The sequence below is a fragment of the Marinobacter sp. L-80 genome (genome assembly GCF_056859395.1).
On the sequence record NZ_JBSXOI010000056.1, the window covers coordinates 116,892 to 133,623 of the forward strand.

General features: G+C 58.1%; 15 protein-coding genes and 3 pseudogenes. 10 read left to right on the top strand and 8 right to left on the bottom strand.

Features of this window, described 5'->3' with window-relative positions; translation table 11 throughout:
• The first annotated feature begins 569 nt into the window (after nt 1–569).
• Complete coding sequence (locus tag AC13E3_RS07840; RefSeq protein WP_081467548.1) at nt 570–896, top strand: carboxymuconolactone decarboxylase family protein; 327 nt, start codon at nt 570–572, stop codon at nt 894–896.
• Between the two features lie 77 nt (nt 897–973).
• On the opposite strand, the gene AC13E3_RS07845 is transcribed toward AC13E3_RS07840, so the two are convergent.
• From AC13E3_RS07845 to ubiU, 3 genes are all read right to left on the bottom strand, one after another.
• Nucleotides 974–1,336, bottom strand: coding sequence for a DUF488 domain-containing protein (locus AC13E3_RS07845; protein WP_008175419.1), 363 nt, complete (start codon nt 1,334–1,336; stop codon nt 974–976).
• A gap of 109 nt (nt 1,337–1,445) precedes the next feature.
• Nucleotides 1,446–2,339: a U32 family peptidase gene (locus AC13E3_RS07850; protein WP_288366616.1), complete on the bottom strand. Its 894-nt coding sequence runs from the start codon at nt 2,337–2,339 to the stop codon at nt 1,446–1,448.
• 13 nt (nt 2,340–2,352) lie between these two features.
• A complete protein-coding gene (gene ubiU / locus AC13E3_RS07855) occupies nt 2,353–3,348 on the bottom strand; it encodes a ubiquinone anaerobic biosynthesis protein UbiU (protein WP_482901886.1) in 996 nt (331 codons plus the stop codon).
• Nucleotides 3,349–3,640: 292 nt separating this feature from the next.
• Between ubiU and AC13E3_RS07860 the strand changes: the two genes are divergently transcribed.
• Entirely contained in the window at nt 3,641–5,656 is a 2,016-nt protein-coding gene (locus AC13E3_RS07860; RefSeq protein ID WP_008175425.1) for a methyl-accepting chemotaxis protein, read from the top strand.
• A 114-nt stretch (nt 5,657–5,770) separates the two neighbouring features.
• Here AC13E3_RS07860 and hemN read toward each other — a convergent pair whose 3' ends face one another.
• Nucleotides 5,771–7,189 (bottom strand): oxygen-independent coproporphyrinogen III oxidase, encoded by a 1,419-nt coding sequence (hemN, locus tag AC13E3_RS07865; RefSeq protein ID WP_273093612.1) that lies wholly within the window; start codon nt 7,187–7,189, stop codon nt 5,771–5,773.
• A 205-nt stretch (nt 7,190–7,394) separates the two neighbouring features.
• On the opposite strand from hemN, the gene AC13E3_RS07870 reads away from it, so the two are divergent.
• Complete coding sequence (locus AC13E3_RS07870; protein ID WP_474545807.1) at nt 7,395–8,927, top strand: cryptochrome/photolyase family protein; 1,533 nt, start codon at nt 7,395–7,397, stop codon at nt 8,925–8,927.
• 29 nt (nt 8,928–8,956) lie between these two features.
• Here AC13E3_RS07870 and AC13E3_RS07875 read toward each other — a convergent pair whose 3' ends face one another.
• Nucleotides 8,957–10,645 (bottom strand): HAD family hydrolase, encoded by a 1,689-nt coding sequence (locus AC13E3_RS07875; RefSeq protein WP_008175430.1) that lies wholly within the window; start codon nt 10,643–10,645, stop codon nt 8,957–8,959.
• A 126-nt stretch (nt 10,646–10,771) separates the two neighbouring features.
• On the opposite strand from AC13E3_RS07875, the pseudogene AC13E3_RS07880 reads away from it, so the two are divergent.
• The 4 genes and pseudogenes from AC13E3_RS07880 to AC13E3_RS07895 all read left to right on the top strand — a co-directional run bounded on the left by AC13E3_RS07880 (nt 10,772) and on the right by AC13E3_RS07895 (nt 13,885).
• Nucleotides 10,772–11,546: pseudogene (locus tag AC13E3_RS07880) on the top strand (cytochrome c oxidase assembly protein).
• Entirely contained in the window at nt 11,543–12,139 is a 597-nt protein-coding gene (locus AC13E3_RS07885) for an SCO family protein (protein ID WP_008175432.1), read from the top strand. Before AC13E3_RS07880 ends, AC13E3_RS07885 begins: the two are co-directional and overlap by 4 nt.
• Before the next feature lie 85 nt (nt 12,140–12,224).
• Nucleotides 12,225–12,371 (top strand): DUF2256 domain-containing protein, encoded by a 147-nt coding sequence (locus AC13E3_RS07890; RefSeq protein WP_008175434.1) that lies wholly within the window; start codon nt 12,225–12,227, stop codon nt 12,369–12,371.
• Nucleotides 12,368–13,885 (top strand): FAD-binding domain-containing protein, encoded by a 1,518-nt coding sequence (locus AC13E3_RS07895; protein ID WP_008175436.1) that lies wholly within the window; start codon nt 12,368–12,370, stop codon nt 13,883–13,885. Before AC13E3_RS07890 ends, AC13E3_RS07895 begins: the two co-directional genes overlap by 4 nt.
• 14 nt (nt 13,886–13,899) lie before the next feature.
• Here the strand turns inward: AC13E3_RS07895 and AC13E3_RS07900 are convergent, their stop codons facing one another.
• Nucleotides 13,900–14,427: a hypothetical protein gene (locus tag AC13E3_RS07900; protein ID WP_039882108.1), complete on the bottom strand. Its 528-nt coding sequence runs from the start codon at nt 14,425–14,427 to the stop codon at nt 13,900–13,902.
• Between the two features lie 124 nt (nt 14,428–14,551).
• Nucleotides 14,552–14,761, bottom strand: a pseudogene (locus AC13E3_RS07905) (DUF3147 family protein); the annotation flags it as partial.
• A gap of 389 nt (nt 14,762–15,150) precedes the next feature.
• Here AC13E3_RS07905 and AC13E3_RS07910 point away from each other — a divergent pair.
• Nucleotides 15,151–15,324 carry a hypothetical protein gene (locus AC13E3_RS07910; RefSeq protein ID WP_273086068.1) on the top strand — a complete coding sequence of 58 codons (174 nt, stop codon included), beginning with the start codon at nt 15,151–15,153 and terminating at the stop codon, nt 15,322–15,324.
• Nucleotides 15,325–15,475: 151 nt separating this feature from the next.
• Here the strand turns inward: AC13E3_RS07910 and AC13E3_RS07915 are convergent, their stop codons facing one another.
• Complete coding sequence (locus tag AC13E3_RS07915) at nt 15,476–15,739, bottom strand: hypothetical protein (protein ID WP_273086070.1); 264 nt, start codon at nt 15,737–15,739, stop codon at nt 15,476–15,478.
• Nucleotides 15,740–15,848: 109 nt separating this feature from the next.
• On the opposite strand from AC13E3_RS07915, the pseudogene AC13E3_RS07920 reads away from it, so the two are divergent.
• Nucleotides 15,849–16,196: pseudogene (locus AC13E3_RS07920) on the top strand (ATP-binding protein); the annotation flags it as partial.
• Nucleotides 16,193–16,651, top strand: coding sequence for a Cd(II)/Pb(II)-responsive transcriptional regulator (cadR, locus tag AC13E3_RS07925; RefSeq protein ID WP_482901887.1), 459 nt, complete (start codon nt 16,193–16,195; stop codon nt 16,649–16,651). The pseudogene AC13E3_RS07920 and the gene cadR, both read left to right, overlap by 4 nt.
• Nucleotides 16,652–16,732 lie beyond the last annotated feature (81 nt).

Genomic DNA, 16,732 nt, shown 5'->3' on the forward strand with positions numbered 1-16,732 from the left:
AAAACTCCCACAGGACGTTACAACCACCCACTTTGGTGGCTGACCGATTACAAACCCCACTCTGGGTTTTTGATATACAACATCTCAACATTGTCTGGGCCAATGCTGCTGGCGTGAGCCTCTGGGGCGCTCTGCTTTTGGCAGATGCTTTGCGAAAAAGGATTAAGGAAATGTCGTTTCCCCTGGTCGGCCATCAGACGATTAGTCTGGGGGTTGCTGAAGTTTCCCCCAATGAGCTGCCGTGCCAAGCTTTAATGCGAGCGGATATGGCGTTGTTCAAGGCCAAAGCCAATGGGCGGGACCGAGTAGAAGCCGCAGCCTAATCTCGCTGAACACTGGTAATTTCTCTGAAAAATTGCAAATAAGCCGCCAACACGAATAGTTGGTCGATTAGCATGTGCAAACTGACGCTATTGACGCCTGGATACGGCAGAGGCTGCATTATCTGAATGCATTTACCGATTCTATAATCCTGCAATGTCAGGTAAGGTTTTCGTTTAATATCAGAATCTCTTCACCGGTGAAACCGACCACGGAGGCTTGGCGGAACCCGCAAACGAGGCAATCAAATGAATAAACACGACAGCGAACTCCCCAAAACTTTCGTTGCCTTCAGCGAACGGTTTCCAGAGCTGCAACAAGCGCATAAACAGCTTGGTAAAGCCCTCGCCGATGCTGGCCCTCTGGATGAAAAAATGCGCGCTTTGGTAAAGCTCGGCGTTTGCGTTGGTGCGGGTCGCGAATCCGCGTTGAAGTCCCACATTCGTCGTAGTCTGGAACTGGGCCTCACACGTGAGGAAATCGAGCACGCGCTGGTGCTGGGCATGAATTCGATAGGCTTTCCGGCGACGGTTGCCGCTTGGCAGTGGGCTCAGGAAGCGCTCAGCCAGGAATAAGGTTCGCCGACAGACCAAGAAGGTGCGAGCGTTTTCAGCAATCTGGACGGCCCAACGGGCCGCCATTCTCCAATGATTCAGAGTTGGTCATTCAAAATATAATCCCGGAGCGCCACAGCATTGTTGTGCTCGGTATCCTTCGCAGCAAACACGAGCGTTATGCGGTCATGTTGCTCAAGCAGCTTCTTAAGTGCCTCAAGATCCTCGCTGGCATCACCTGATGTCAGCTCTTCAAGGTACCGCTCCCGAAACTCCGGCCATTTTTCGGGATCGTGACCGAACCACTTGCGCAGTTCAGTTGACGGCGCCAGACCCTTCAGCCAGTGAGCTATATCCGCATCTTCTTTGGCCACTCCCCGAGGCCAGATACGGTCAACAAGCAGCCGTGGGCCATCTGAGGTTGAGGGTTCTGCATAAGCGCGTTTCAGTCGGATATCCATAAGCGCATTCCTCCCGGATTTTCCAGAGAATAAAACTCGGGATATAGAGCAATCTCAGCAAACGACGCTAACAAAAACCAGCAAAAGTCGCAGGGGCGGTTTATCTATATCAAGTCGGGATCAGGTCCATCCCCGGCTTGCCATACCAGTACCCGTTGCACGGCGGTGCCTCCACCAGTTGCAGCGGGTCGGAGGCTGGCACTTCTCCCCGGCGGACCTGATCAAAGCGTCTGACCACCTCCTCCATGCCCTGATGTTCCGGGCTCAGGCGCACGGTGCTTACCCCCATACGCTCCATATCCGGCAACTCCCGCATCAGGTCGTAACGGGAGCCAGACAAGGTGGAAATGCCGTTGATGCGGAACAGCTCCTGGCTTTCCCGGGAGCGCAACTCCATGCCGTCCGGGTGCTGCAGGCAGCGGAACTCGCAGTTGTCTTTGGGCAGGTTGTAATGGCGGGCGGTAAAGCAACGGGAGGACCAGGCCAGGGGCAGGAAGCCCCAGGAAAACACCTCAGCGGGCAAATCCAGTTCCTCGCCTTTCAGCTCCTTGATGAGTTGCTCGAGGGTTTCCTTGCCCAGCTCCACTGGCAGATTCCAGCCCTGCAAGCCCTGCTTTGCCAGGATTTTCAGGGTAGCGGTATTGTAGATGTTCATGGACGGGCCGGTGACAAACGGAATCCTGTTCCGGATGGCCACCTGCAGGGCGCTCTGATCGTTGGCCTCTACCAGGAATTCATTCTGCTCACAGAACCGGCGCAGGCGACGCAAATCGGCCTCCGACTCAATCAGCGTGAGCGTGGAGAGCACCACATTCTTGCCACAGGCTTTCAGATCACGGGCCAGATCCAGCCAGTCATCCGGTTTCAGTTCCCGCCGGCGGGAACACACCACTTCGCCCAGATAGATGGTATCCACCGGCCACTCGGCGGCATTGACATAGAAATCGAAAACGGTCTGCCTGGACCAGAACCACAGGATCGGCCCCAAGGATAACTTCAGCATGGATGGTGAAACCTTATTTCCATTTGCGATGGTAGGCGCCCAGTGTGGTCAGGCCGCCCTCGGAAAGCCCCGCCAGCGTCTGCTGCCACTGAGGCTCAACAGTAAAGCCGTCGGTGCCGGCCTCAAGATTGTCCAGGGCATGGCGCCAGGTTCTGGCTACGTCTGCGATGTAGGCCGGGCTACGCTGACGACCTTCAATCTTCACGGCACTGATACCCAGTGCCTGAAGCTCCGGCAACAGGTCCAGGGTGTTCAGGCTCACCGGCTCCTCAATGGCGTGATAAACATGACCCTCAACCTCAAAGCGGCCTTTGCACAGAGTCGGGTAGCCGGCGGATTCGCCCTGGCCATAACGGTCAATCAGGACATTGTTGAGGCGGGATTCAAGCCCGTTCGGAGTCTCCTGCCAGCGGACCGCCTTGGCGGGAGAGCAGGCGCCACGGGTATTGGGGGACTCATCGGTCAGATAGGAAGACAGGTAGCAGCGGCCCTCGGCCATGATGCACAGACTACCGAAGGCAAACACTTCCAGTTCCACCGGGCTGTGTTTTGCCACACCACGAACCTGGTCCAGCGACAGAACCCGGGGCAGCACGGCCCGGCGGATATCGAAGTTATCCTTGTAGAAGGAGAGCGCTTCGTGGCTGGTGGCAGACCCCTGAACCGACAGATGCCGGGGGATGTGCGGATATCGTGTGGCGGCATAATCCAGGAGGCCCATGTCGGCCAGGATAATAGCGTCGACGCCGAGATTTGCGGCGCGGTCTACCGCTCCTTTCCACTGCTCCCAGCCATCTGGCTGCGGGTAGGTATTGATGGCACAGAAAACTCGCGTGCCCCGGAGGTGCGCGTACTCGATACCCTCGGCAGCGCGTTTGTCGTTGAAGTTCAGGCCGGCAAACTGACGGGCGTTGGTGCTGTCTTTAAAACCGAAGTAGACAGCGTTGGCACCGTTATCAACGGCGGTTTTCAGGGCCGGGAGGCTGCCGGCCGGGCACACAAGTTCCATGGTTTTTTCCGCCTTGAAGTAACGGCATCGACCATATCGGACACGTCGCCCGGCTACCTTGACCTTTGTCAGCAGGATACTCCCAATCTGCTGAATACCTCTGTGGTAGTACTCTACGCGGTAGTACGGACCCTGTTTTTAATTGATATTTATCAGAAACTTAACAAGCAGAAACATAAGCTTACCTGCCCGTAACTACCTCCACTGCTACTCCTTCACGCTGATAGAGAGCGACCTTGCTATGCCGGGATAATAGCGGCATATCCGACACGGACAGCCAAGGCAGAACGCTATGAAATTTATCAACAATCTCTCCATGCGGGGCAAACTGATCACTCTGGTGGTGCCGGCCCTGCTTGTTATCCTGTTTTTCGCGGCAGAAAGCGTCGTTCTGAATCAAGGCAAACTGGACGACATGCAACAACTGCTCGCAAAGATCGAACTGGCTGAAGCCGGTGATCCTCTCACCGAAGCCCTTCAGAAAGAGCGTGGTCGCTCCGCGGTTTTCCTTGCCAGCAGCCCGGGAAGCGATGCCGCCCGGCAGGCCGAAAGAGATCTTGCGGAACAGCGGCGACAAACCGACACGCGGATTTCAGACTATCAGCGCCACATCAATGCCCTGATGACAGATGCATCGTTTGACAGGACGGTTGAAACAAGCATTCAGTCCGTTCGCCAGGAGCTCGACAACATCGACGCCCTGCGCCGCTCCGTTGACAACCGCAGCGACGTTGCTCCCCGCTACACCGCGATGATCATGGGATTAATCGACCGGATTGGCCTTATTGTCCGGCGCTCAACCGATCCGGAATTGACCCGCGAGGTTAACGGTTACTATGCCCTCGCCAAGGTTGCCGAGATGGCCGGCCGCGAAAGAGCCGCGGGCGCCTCCATGATTCGCGGCGGTGACTTCGATCTGCCCACCATGGCCCGAATTGCGGGTCTCGGCGGGCAGCAGGAAGCCTTTCTCAACGAAGCCATAACAATGCTGGCCGCTGACAATGAGATCCGGGCAACCCTGGAAAACCAGAGCCTCAGCGTTGCAAGCCAGGCGCTGGCGCAGCGTCGTGAAACGCTGTTCAGCAGCCCGTCAGGCATGTATGCACTGGACGCTTCTGACTGGTTCACAACCACCACCCAGCGAATCGGCAACCTCAATCAGGCGAGAAAGGAGATGTTATCCGACGTAATGAGCCTGGCATCAGAAGGCGTTGCCGACGCCCGGAACGACCTGAGGCTGGCCTCCGGCATTTCCACAGGTGCCGTTCTGGCTGTACTGGTGCTGATGCTGGTGATTATCCGTGCCATCAATCTCCAGGTCGGCCGCCTGCTTGATGGCGTTCGGTTTGCCATGGACAACAAGGACCTGACCCGCGAGATTGAAATCTCCAGCCATGATGAGGTGGGCACCATTGGCAAGGCCATTAACGACCTGTTCGGACGCTTTGGCAATGCCCTGCTCCACATCGACAAATCCAGCGTCCAGCTGGCCACTGCTACGGAAGAGACCAGCTCTACGGCCGGCCAGAACGCCAGCCAGGTGAAAAACCAGCAGCAACAGATTGAGCAGGTGGCTGCGGCCACCGAAGAAATGTCGGCCACCTCCGAGGAAATCTCCCGGAACACCCAGCAGGTGGCCGATGCCGCACGCAGCGCCATGGAGAAAAGCCGCAGTGGCGAGCAGGTGCTGCACGGCAGCGTGAAGAGTATTCGCTCCCTGGCGAAGTCGGTTCAGACGGTGAATGAGGTAATCGAAGAACTGGAGAACCGCAGCTCAACCATCGCCGACGTGGTGGACGTAATCCGGAAGGTTGCCGACCAGACCAACCTGCTGGCGTTGAACGCTGCGATTGAAGCCGCCCGCGCAGGCGAGCACGGCCGGGGGTTTGCCGTGGTTGCCGACGAAGTCCGGACCCTGGCACAACAGACTCACGAGTCTACGACCCAGATTGAGGACATTATCAACGGGTTCCAGAGCATTACCGACAGTGCCAGCCGTTCGATTGTGGAAAGCCACAAACTGGCGAACGCCACCAGCGAGCAGGCATCAGAACTGGAGCAGACCTTCGCCGATATCCTGACCGATGTGAACAGCATCTCCGATATGGCCAGCCAGATTGTCACCGCCTCCGAAGAGCAGGTCGCGGTTACCCGGGAACTGGCGGGCAATATGGAATCGGTCAGTGAAGCGGCGATCCTGACCCTCACCGGCTCCCAGGAAATCACCCAGGTGACCGGCGAGCAGGCACGGCTGGCCAGGGTCCTGCAGGACCTGGCCAACGAGTTCAAGGTGCCGGCCTACAGCTGAAACCTGCAAACGAAAAAAGGGGCTGTCCGGTAACGGGCAGCCCCTTTTTTTACTCTGGAAAATAACTGGGGGTCAGAAGAAAGCTTTCTTCTGACCCCCAGTTCGCTATTCCCGTCAGATAATCCGGGAGAACCGCTGGCTGGCACCTTCTTTGCGGTACAGGTCAAAGATCTGGCAGATGGCCCGGATTAGCAGCCGGCCGGCGGGCTGAACCTGAAGGGCATTGCCATCATCAGCAATCAACTCATCCTGAACCATGGGCTTCAGACGGCTGAGCTCATCGGCAAAATAACGGTTCAGATCTTCGTTCCAGACGTCTGCGAACAGCTGGCGATCCAGACGGAACTGGCAGATCAGCTGGCCGATCACCCAGCGGCGGATGCGGTCATCCCGGGTCAGGTTCACGCCTTTGGTGATCGCCAGTTGGCCGGCATCGATGGCCGCTTCCCAGGAAGGCAGGTCGTGATTGTTCTGGAAATAGGCGTCGTCGGTCTGACCAATGGCGGAAACACCCAGGGACACAAGATCGCACTCGGAGTGGGTGGTGTAGCCCTGGAAATTCCGGTGCAGGCGTCCCTCCCGTTGCGCAACGGCCAGGCTGTCATCCGGCTTGGCGAAGTGGTCCATACCGATGTATTCGTAGCCGGCCTCCAGAAGGCGGTTGATGGTGTTGTGCAGGATGGCCAGCTTCTGCTGGGGGCTGGGCAGGGTGTCGCCCTGAATCCGGGTCTGCGGATAGAAACGCTCCGGCAGGTGGGCATAGCTGAACACAGAGAGCCGGTCCGGCGACATCTCGATCACCGCCTCCAGCGTCTCCGCAAAGCTCTCCGGCGTCTGGTACGGCAGGCCGTAGATCAGGTCCAGGTTAATAGAACGGAAGCCGATGCGCCGCGCCTCATTGAGCACGGCTTCGGTCATGGCCCGGGGCTGGATGCGGTTGACCGCTTTCTGAACCTCCGGGTTTACATCCTGTACCCCCAGACTGATCCGGTTAAAGCCGAGGTTCCAAAGGGTTGGCAGGGTATCCTGATCCACTTCCCGCGGGTCAATCTCCACACTGTAATCCCGCTCTTCACCGGTTTGCAGGTTGAACAGCTCCCCGTAACCCGCCATCAGGTGTTCCATCACATCTTTTGGCAGGAACGTGGGAGTACCGCCGCCCCAGTGCAGCTGGGTAACTGGCCGGTCGGCCCCGAACAGTTTTGACTGAATGGCCGCCTCTTTCAGCACCCGCTCTACGTAAGGCATGGCTTTGTCACGCTTTTTGGTGATGACCTTGTTGCAGGCGCAGTAGTAGCAGAGGTGCGCGCAGAACGGCAGGTGGGTGTACAGCGACAGCGGCCGGCCACTGGCCTTGCTGCGAGCTGCGGCTTTGACCATGTCCTCAATCGGGTAGTTCTGGTTGAATTCGACGGCCGTGGGATAGGAGGTGTATCTCGGGCCGCTGAGGTCGTAGCGGCGAATCAGGGCGTCATCCCAGATGAATTCTGGCAGTGTTGAGTCTTGGGCTTTGAGTGCGGGTGTGGAGGTCATAATAGGCGCTCTGGGGTAAAACGGGGGCATCCAGGATTTGCCGGCATTTTAGGGCAATCCTTTGACTGGTTTTTTGATTCGGGTCAGGTGACTGATGGTTTCAGTTTACCAGTCCGGTTACTGAACCACCCTTGGGCTCTTGGCGTACTTGGTTTACCCCTTTGTGGGCATAGCCCGCAGCATACTGACTGGAGAACTCCTCACCATGGCCAACCTGATTCTGATCCTCGGCGACCAATTAACGAGAGACATCAACGCACTCGAAAACGCCGACCGGGACCGGGATCTGGTGGTAATGGCGGAGGTACACGACGAGGCCAGCTACACCAACCACCACAAGAAGAAAATCGTGCTGCTGTTCAGTGCCATGCGTCACTTTGCCCGGCAACTGGAGAGCGATGGCTGGCAGGTTCATTACCAGGCCTATCATCCGGACAACCAACACCAGAGCCTTGAGGCCGTGGTTGGCGAACAGGTGAAGCGGCTCAATGCGGAAAAAGTAATCACCACCGAGTGTGGCGAATGGCGACTGCATGAGCAGATCAGTGGCTGGCACGAACGCCTCGGGGTGCCGGTGGAGATCCGGCCGGATACACGGTTTATTGCATCCAAACAGGAGTTTGCCGACTGGGCAGAGGGCCGCAAGCAGCTGCGGATGGAATTCTTCTACCGGGAGATGCGGCGCAAGACCGGGTTGTTGATGACATCTGAGGGTGAGCCCGAGGGCGGGCAGTGGAACTTCGATGCGGACAACCGGAAGAAATGGACCGGCAAACCGCCGGCGCCGGCGCCATTCCGGATAGAGCCGGATGCCATTACCCGGGATGTGATCGGTCTGGTGGACGAGCATTTCGGCGATCATTTCGGCACCACCGGCGATTTCCATTTTGCTGTAACGGCCGAGGACGCAGAAGCTGCGCTTGAGCACTTCATCGATTTCGCTCTGCCCTGTTTCGGGGATTATCAGGACGCGATTTCCGATACCGAGGACTGGCTGTTTCACTCCATCCTGTCGCCCTATATCAATTCCGGGCTTCTGGACCCTTTGGCCATTTGCGAAGCGGCAGCTCAGGCGTGGTATTCGGGGCGGGCGCCGATCAACGCGGTGGAGGGCTTTATACGGCAGATCCTTGGATGGCGCGAATTCGTGCGGGGCATTTACTGGATGAACATGCCGGGATATGCCAAAGAAAACCGTCTGGGCAACACCCGCGCCCTGCCCTGGTTCTACTGGACCGGGGACACGAAAATGCGGTGCATGCACAAGGCCATTGATGCCACCCGCCGCAACGCGTACGCCCACCATATTCAGCGGCTGATGGTTACCGGCAACTTCGCGCTGCTGGCCGGCATCAAGCCGGAGGAGATCTGCGACTGGTACCTTGCGGTATACGCCGATGCCTACGACTGGGTGGAACTGCCCAACGTGCTTGGCATGGTGATGCACGCCGATGGCGGCTACCTGGGCTCAAAGCCCTATGCCGCCAGCGGCAAGTACATCCAGCGCATGTCGGACCACTGCGCCAACTGTCATTATAAGGTGAACAAGGCCACCGAAGATGACGCCTGCCCGTTCAACGCCCTGTACTGGCATTTCATCGATCGCCATCGGGACGACTTTGCCAAAAACCCGCGTATGGGCATGATGTACCGGAACTGGGACAAGCAGAAGCCCGAGAAACGGGAAGCGCTGCTCAAGCGTGCGGAGAATCTGATCGCCAATATTGAAAAGCTCTAGGTCAGAACTTTGGCGTCCTGATCTTTTGCTCAGGGCGGTCCGACTTCACAGGCCAACACCAGGGCCCAGAACTCCGAGAAGTCATTGACCACCACATCCGGCTTATCCGGGTGTTTGTGGGTACCCGGAAAAATCTTGTTCAGCCAGGGCAGATCCCACTGGGCCCCGTTGAAGAATACCGAGGTCAGGCCCGCGCGCTTGGCGGCAATAACGTCAGTCGTGCTATCGCCCACGTACCACACACTCGGGTCGGGCGGGTAATCCAGTTTCTGGACCGCCAGCAGCAGTTGATCCGGGTGGGGCTTGCGCAGGGGTGTATCGTCGCCGCAGACGTCGACATCAAACAGATGCGTCCAGCCGGTATCCTCCACCGCCGCCAGTTCGTGCTCGAAAAACTCGCGGTCCCGGTTGGTAATGACACCCACCTGGATGCCCAGCCGCCGTAACCCTTCCAGAACTTCGCGCACCTTCGGCTCAAACGCCTTCACGGTACCGTAGTGTTTCCGGTAGTGGTGGTTGAACGCCTGGTGGGCAATCTGCTTGGCTTCCTGGTCATCCCCGAACAACACCTCAAAGATATCGGTTCGGGAAATCTTGCGGTCTGCCTTCACCTTCGGATGCAGCTTCGCAAACTCCCGCACGTAGGCCACCAGCTTCACATCTTCCGGGGTTTTGCTGTCTTCCGGCGCCACCATACGGTCCATAAGCTGCAGCTTGTGGAAATCCGGCAGCATGTCGTCCACCGCGTGGTACATGGCGTCGAGGGTATCTACCAGGGTGGCGTGCCAGTCGAACAGGATGACTGCCGGACGGATGAGCTTGACCACCGCCGGGTGCCAGTCCGGCTCAATTCTTGGCTCGGGTCGCTGTGGCGGCGGAAACGGCCGGGGGCGAACCTCGGCAGGCGTTTGTTCGAAGGCCTCCGGCTGGCTCCGCTCAAGCAGGGCTAAAAGGTCCATGAGGTCCTCAAAGCTGTCCAGAATGGCCGCGGGCGCGTCCCGGTGCGAAAACCAGCTGTCGATCCGGCCGGATTCCCAGCAAGCGCCGTTGTAGAACACGCCCGAGACGCCGGCCTTGTTGGCGGTGAGCATGTCGACGTAGCTGTCGCCGACATACCAGGCCGTTTCATCCGCTGGCAGACCGAGCTTTTCAAGCGCTTTGAGAATCACCTCCGGATCGGGTTTATACTCGGTTACGTCGTCGGCACACACCGTGGCATCAAACAGGTTCCGCCATCGGCCTTCGTCCACCGTCTGTAATTCCCGATCCAGAAACTCCCGGTTCCGGTTGGTGGATACCGCCAGCCGGATACCCATGGCTTTCAGGGCGGAGAGATACTCATAGGCGCCGGGCTGGAACGGTTTTACCTGCCCGAAATAGCGGCGATAGGCCTCGTTGTAGGCCTTGTGAGCGATCAGCTTGGCTTCTTTGTCATCCCCGAAGATGGCGTTGAAAATATCGGTCCTCGACACCCGGCGCTCCGCCAGAATGCGCGGATGCAGGCGCCGGAAGATACGGATGTAACGCACCAGGCGGGCATCATCCGATGTTCGGCATTTATCCTCCGGCAGCAGCCGCTCCACCAGCCCCAGATCCTCCAACTGCGGCAACATGTCTTCCATAGCACTGAACATGGCATCGTGGGTGTCTACCAGGGTGCCGTGCCAGTCGAAAATCAGCACTGACGGCGCTGAAATGGAATCACAGAATCGGGCCATGCTCCGCCTCCATCAGAAGTTTCCTGAAGCCGGCCTTGAAATCCGCCGCCGGGCCGGCAAAACTCGGCGGTACTGACAAGAAAGATAAACCCGGTTTCCAATGCGTGCACGCATCGAGTCTGATCCATGCCAGTATCGAGCTACCTGCTGCCCTATGATTTTTCACCGCTGACCCTGCTCAGTTATATGCTGGTGCTCGGGTTTTATGGTGTCGGGCTACTGAGGATGCCGGAGCAGGACCGGCCGGGATCGGGCCGCATCATCACTTTCACGCTCGGGGTCATGCTCTGTTACGCGGTGATGCAGACCCGATTTGATTACTACTCCCAGTACATGTTTTTCGTCCATCGGGGCCAGCACCTGATTCTTCACCACTAGGGGCCGAGCCTGATTGCGCTGTCCAATCCACTGCCCGTGATGCGATTCTGGTACCAGAAGATCTCACTTTCTGTTCGCTACTGGCTGCAGCCGCTGGGCTGGATTTAGGCCGTCCATCCATTTTGACGCCATGCTCAGCCGGCAGCTGTACTGGATCATGAACTGGAGCATGCTGCTGGACGGCCTGCTGTTCTGGTGGCTGATCTTCGATCCCCGCTCCCCGGCCATCACCAGTGCCCTGGGCTACGGCAAACGTATACTCCTGCTGGCGCTGGTGGCGATCCCCCAGATGATTCTCGGGGCCTGGATCGTGTTTTCCCGCGGCATGGTTTATGACGTCTACGAAGTCTGCGGCCGGGCCTGGCCCATGCCCCCGGAAACCGACCAGTTACTGGGCGGTCTGCTGACCTGGATTCCCCCGGCCATGATGAGCATCATTGGCATCCTGATTGTGCTCCGCCGGGCCATGCATGAAGATGGCAAATTCCCCAAAAGCCGCTCGATGGCAGGAGGAAACGCATGAACAGAACGCTGCCACTATGGCCTGTTTTCGTTGCCCTGATGCTCGCCGGCTGTGCCGGGAATGAGGAAAGCTGGCATGGCAAGGACATCTCGGGCCTGATGCCCAGGCTCCAGTTCCAGCTCCAGGGCACCGACGGAAACACTGTCACTCCCGCAGACTCGCAGGGCAACATCCGCCTGGTGTATTTCGGCTTCACCTCCTGCCCGGATGTCTGCCCGACCACGCTGACTGATCTGCGCCGCTCGGTTCAGCAACTTCCCGAAAAGTATCGGGACGACGTCACCACCCTGTTCGTAAGCGTTGACCCGCGCAGGGATACCCCGGAACGCCTGGCCAGTTACGTGAATTTCTTCGGCGATCGGGTCGTTGGCCTGACTGCAGAAGAACCCGCGCTTCGAAAACTCGCCAAACGCTACCGGACCACCTTCGGTTACGACGAACCCGACGCCAGCGGCAACTACAACGTTTCACACAGCAGCGCCGTTTACGTTTTCGATCGCGACGGCAACGCCCGGCTGCTCCTGCGACCCGGACTGTCGCCAGAGCAGATCAGTGAAGATCTGGCCCAGCTGGCACAGGGATCACGCTCCTGATACCCATACCTGTCGCCGCCTCGGGCGCTGATCCCGCCCTGCGGAGCAGACGTAGAAAGCCCTACATCCCGAATGGAAGACACTGGTGCCCCATAAGAAACTCAATCTCCCGGAGAAAACCTGCCCGGTCTGCCAGCGCCCGTTTGCCTGGCGCAAAAAATGGGCGAAGGACTGGGAAAATGTTCGCTACTGCAGCGAACGTTGCCGGCGCGAGCGGAACGCACTCTCATGACCACCGTGGTGTGGTTCAAGCGCGACCTGCGTACCCGGGATCATGCCCCCCTGGTGGCAGCGGCCAGCCTGGGCGAACCGGTCATACCGCTGTATGTGATCGAGGACGAATACTGGCAACTGCCGGACACCAGCGGCCGTCAATGGGCGTTTATCAGAGACTCCCTGGACGATCTTGACCGGCAGTTGCGAAAGGCCGGCAGCCGGCTCCTGGTGATGAGAGGGTCGGTGATTGATACGCTGAAACAGCTTCAGGCCAGGCAAGACGTCAAACGCGTGTTCTGCCACCAGGAAACCGGCGGGCACTGGACCTTCGAGCGAGACAAGGCAGTCATTGGCTGGTGCTCGGAAAACCAGGTGGAATTCCGCGAGTGGAACCAGTTCGGTGTGGTTCGCCGCTTGGGCGACCGGAATGTCTGGGACAGAGCCTGGACCGAGCTGATGCGTCAGCCGTTGCTAGAGGCCCCAGCAAGAATACCGGAAATGAAAGGCATCGAGGGCGATGCCAGTGGCTACGACAGCCGGGACTTCACACTGCCTGATAGCTGCCCGGACCGTCAGGCCGGAGGCAGCACCCGAGGAGAAAAACTGCTCGCTTCTTTCCTCGACCGCCGCTGCGTCGGCTACCAGTACAACATCTCCAGCCCGAATACTGCGGTCAGGGCCTGCTCGCGCCTCAGCCCGCACATTGCCTACGGCACCGTCAGCCTGCGGGAGATTTACCAGGAGGCCAAGGCCACCGGCAATCACCGCAACACCCTGCCCCGGAAAAAGAAAAGCCTGACCAGTTTCCGGTCGCGATTGCACTGGCACTGCCATTTCATCCAGAAACTGGAGGACGAACCGGAGCTGGAATTCCGGGCCATGCACCGGGAAATGGAGGCGCTAAAAACCGGGCCCAATGATACCGAACGCCTGCAGCGTTGGCAGGAAGGCCAGACGGGCTGGCCCCTGGTGGATGCCAGCATGCGTGCACTTAATCATTCGGGCTGGATCAACTTCCGGATGCGGGCCATGCTGATGGCAATCGCCAGTTATCAGCTGTGGCTGCACTGGCGCGATCCCGCCCTTCACCTGGCCCGGCTGTTTACCGATTTTGAGCCTGGCATTCACTACTCCCAGACCCAGATGCAGTCCGGCCTGACCGGCATCAATGCCCTACGAATCTACAACCCGGTGTTGCAAAGCCGGAAACTGGACCCCGATGGCGAGTTCATCCGGCGCTGGATACCCGAGCTGGCTGGCGTGCCCAGTGAAATGATCCACACCCCCTGGTTAATGACACCGGCCCAGAAAGAGCGTTACGGCGGCAACACCTACATCTCGCCGGTGTGCGATCATGAACAGGCGGCCCGGGTTGCCCGTAAGGCGGTTGGCGACTTTCGCAAGCAGCGTGTTAGCAAGACAGAAACAGATCGGGTGCTGCTACGACACGGCAGTCGCAAGGGACCTGTTCAGAAACGCCCCCGCGTGCCATCGAAGCAGCAATCCGATCAGCTGTCACTGTTCGACTAGACCGCTTACCCGCATCAGTTGCGGTTCAGTTGCCGCTGATGCTCCAGCATTTGCTCCATCATCATCTGCATCTGGTTCATCCGGTTTTCCATCATTTCCAGGCGCTGCTCGTTGTCCATCCCCGGACCACCAGAACGGTTGCCCTGGGCATGGCCAGACTGCTTTTTACCCTGGCCTTGATTGTTCATCATGCCCTGGTTGTTCATCATGCCCTGGCCATTACCCATCATTCCCTGACCATTGCCCATCATGCCCTGGCCCATCATCCCGGGGCCCATCATGCCGCCACGCATCATCTGCATGTGCTCCTGCATGTATTCCATGTGTTGCTCGCGCAGTCTCTGGCGTTCAGCGTTGGAGTCGGCGTTTCGCATTTCCTGCATCATGGCCTGCATGCGTGCCATGTTTTCATTCATCTGCTGCACTTGTTCCTGATTCATCATGCCAGCACCTGGCATTTGCCCGGAGTTGTCCTGAGCAAAAGCAAAGGCAGGCAAGGCGACGAACACGGAACACGCAACGAAACGACCTAATCTGTTCATGAGATCCTCCTTATTGGCTGCAACATTGTGCATCACCATCAGTAAGGACCATGAAACTGAATTGAGGCTGAAAAAGGACTGCGTAATCCGTTTAAGTCCACGCATGTTGATCTGTGTCATCTGAGGTGGGCAGCACATACCAGAAGGTATACCAGGCGTGATTACTGATTTTTTCTGGGGGTTGCTGCTCAACGTAAAGCCAGATCATCGCCAGCACGGTTACCAGGGGCAGGGCTGCAATCAATGCACCCAGTTTGTCACTGCGCTTGGCAACCTCAGAGATCAGGACCACCAGCGCGGCGGTTATCGCGTATTTGGTAATAAGCCATGTCATTTACACTTCCTCTGGCCAGGAAACATTTATTTGTTTTAATTCCTGCAAAACCGAACCGAAATGGTATTCTCTCTTCACAAACTATTCCAATACCCTCTTGCGGGTTAGTGCACGCGCAGAGCCTTTGTTCGAAAGCTGGTTTTTATGATTACGACCATCAAGACCGCCACTCTCATCATGACTCTGGCAACCACTCCCACGAGTCTGCAGACCGGTTGAAAATGCCGGTATTCTCCAACCTGACACCTTCACTCCGGCGCCCTGTTCCCTTTGCTGGAGAGAATCCCCGCAGTTTTCGTTACCGGCTCGACCGCCCGCCGAAGCTCTACAGGATTGTCTGAGCAATGCTGCCTTAGCAGCTGAACGAGAACCCATTCTACGGAGTTACTATGCTGTCAACTTTGCTTGGCAAACCTCGCCACTGGGCGCGGGTTGCTGCCGGCGGAAACCGTTTTTTCTGGATATTCCTGACACTGGGCCTGCTCGGTCTCAGCGCGGATGCGTTGGCCCATGCCGTCGCCCAGGGCGACAAGGGGCGCTGGTACTGCTGGTTACCGTTGTGATGCCCGCGGAGTACGCGCTCGATCCGACCGGAGCCGGTCGCTTGCTGGGATTGACCGAAATGGGTGAAATCAAGGAACAGCTGGCCGAGGAAGCCGCCGCCGACGCGGAGGCCGAGATGGTTGCCGCTCAATCTTCGAGCGCACAAGGGCCTCAGGAAGTCGCGGAGCCGAAATTTTCGTTGACGAACTTGAAGCGGACCCGCTCGCCATACTGCAGGACGATGGGATCGGCGTCCTCATACTTGATGCCGTTGATCAGCGCGGTGAAACCCTGCACATCTTCGATATCCGCTTTCATCATGCGCATATCGCCCCACATCATCCGATCCCGCAACGCTGCCATGAAACCTTTCTCGCCAGACTCCGCGAAGAAATCGCCCACGGTCTGCCATACCTGCAGCAAGGGGACACACATGCGTTTACTGCTCGTCGAAGATGACCGGCTGCTTGCGGACGGGCTGACCAGCCAACTGGAAAGGCGGGATTCAGCGTGGATACCACCTCCTCCGCCAGAGAAGCGTCGCCGCTGGCCCATCGAAGAGCACGACTTGAATGAGGTTCTGGGCAACCTTCTGGACAATGCCGGCAAGTGGTCCGCCAGGTTCGTGGAACTTGGTCTGCACGAGGATGGGAAAGGATTTGCCATCACCGTTGAGGACGATGGCCCCGGAATTCCTCCCGACGCGCTGGACACCCTCGGCACCCGCGGGCTGCGTCTGGATGAACAAACGCCGGGGCATGGCCTGGGGCTGGCCATCGTGCGGGAGATTACAGACCGCTATGGTGGTACCCTGAATTTCAGCTCCGGCTCGACCGGAGGATTCAAGGCAACGGTCCATTTTCCGGGTACTACCGGGGGTATCAGGCAGTGAAGATCGGTGAACTCGCAAAGACAACGGCCATTCCTGTTGAAACCATCCGCTACTATGAAAAAATCGGTTTGCTACCGGAACCGGACAGGGACGCCAGCGGCTACCGCTCGTATCGCAACGCCCATCTGGAACGCCTTCTCTTTATCAAACGCTGTCGCAACCTGGACATGGCCCAGGACGAGATCCGCGAGCTGATCCGGCTGGCCGAGCAACCGGAAGCGGATTGCAGCGAAGTCGATGCCTTGCTGGCTCGCCATCTGAATCACGTGCGCGAACGGCTGAAGGAGCTGGCGAGCCTTGAAGAAACTCTCGAGCAGCTTCAAAAAGCCTGTACCGATGGGCGCACTGTGCGCGAATGCGGCATTCTTGGCGGGCTTAGCACGGAGCTGGAGACTCCAGAGCCCGAAGACCGCCACAACCACGTTCCCCGCACCCATGGGACTCGCCAGAACTGACGAATCTCAAAAATTTCTGCAGCAACTGTTGACCCTGTAGCTACTACAGGGTTTTCAATAAGATCATCTGAACCAAGGAGG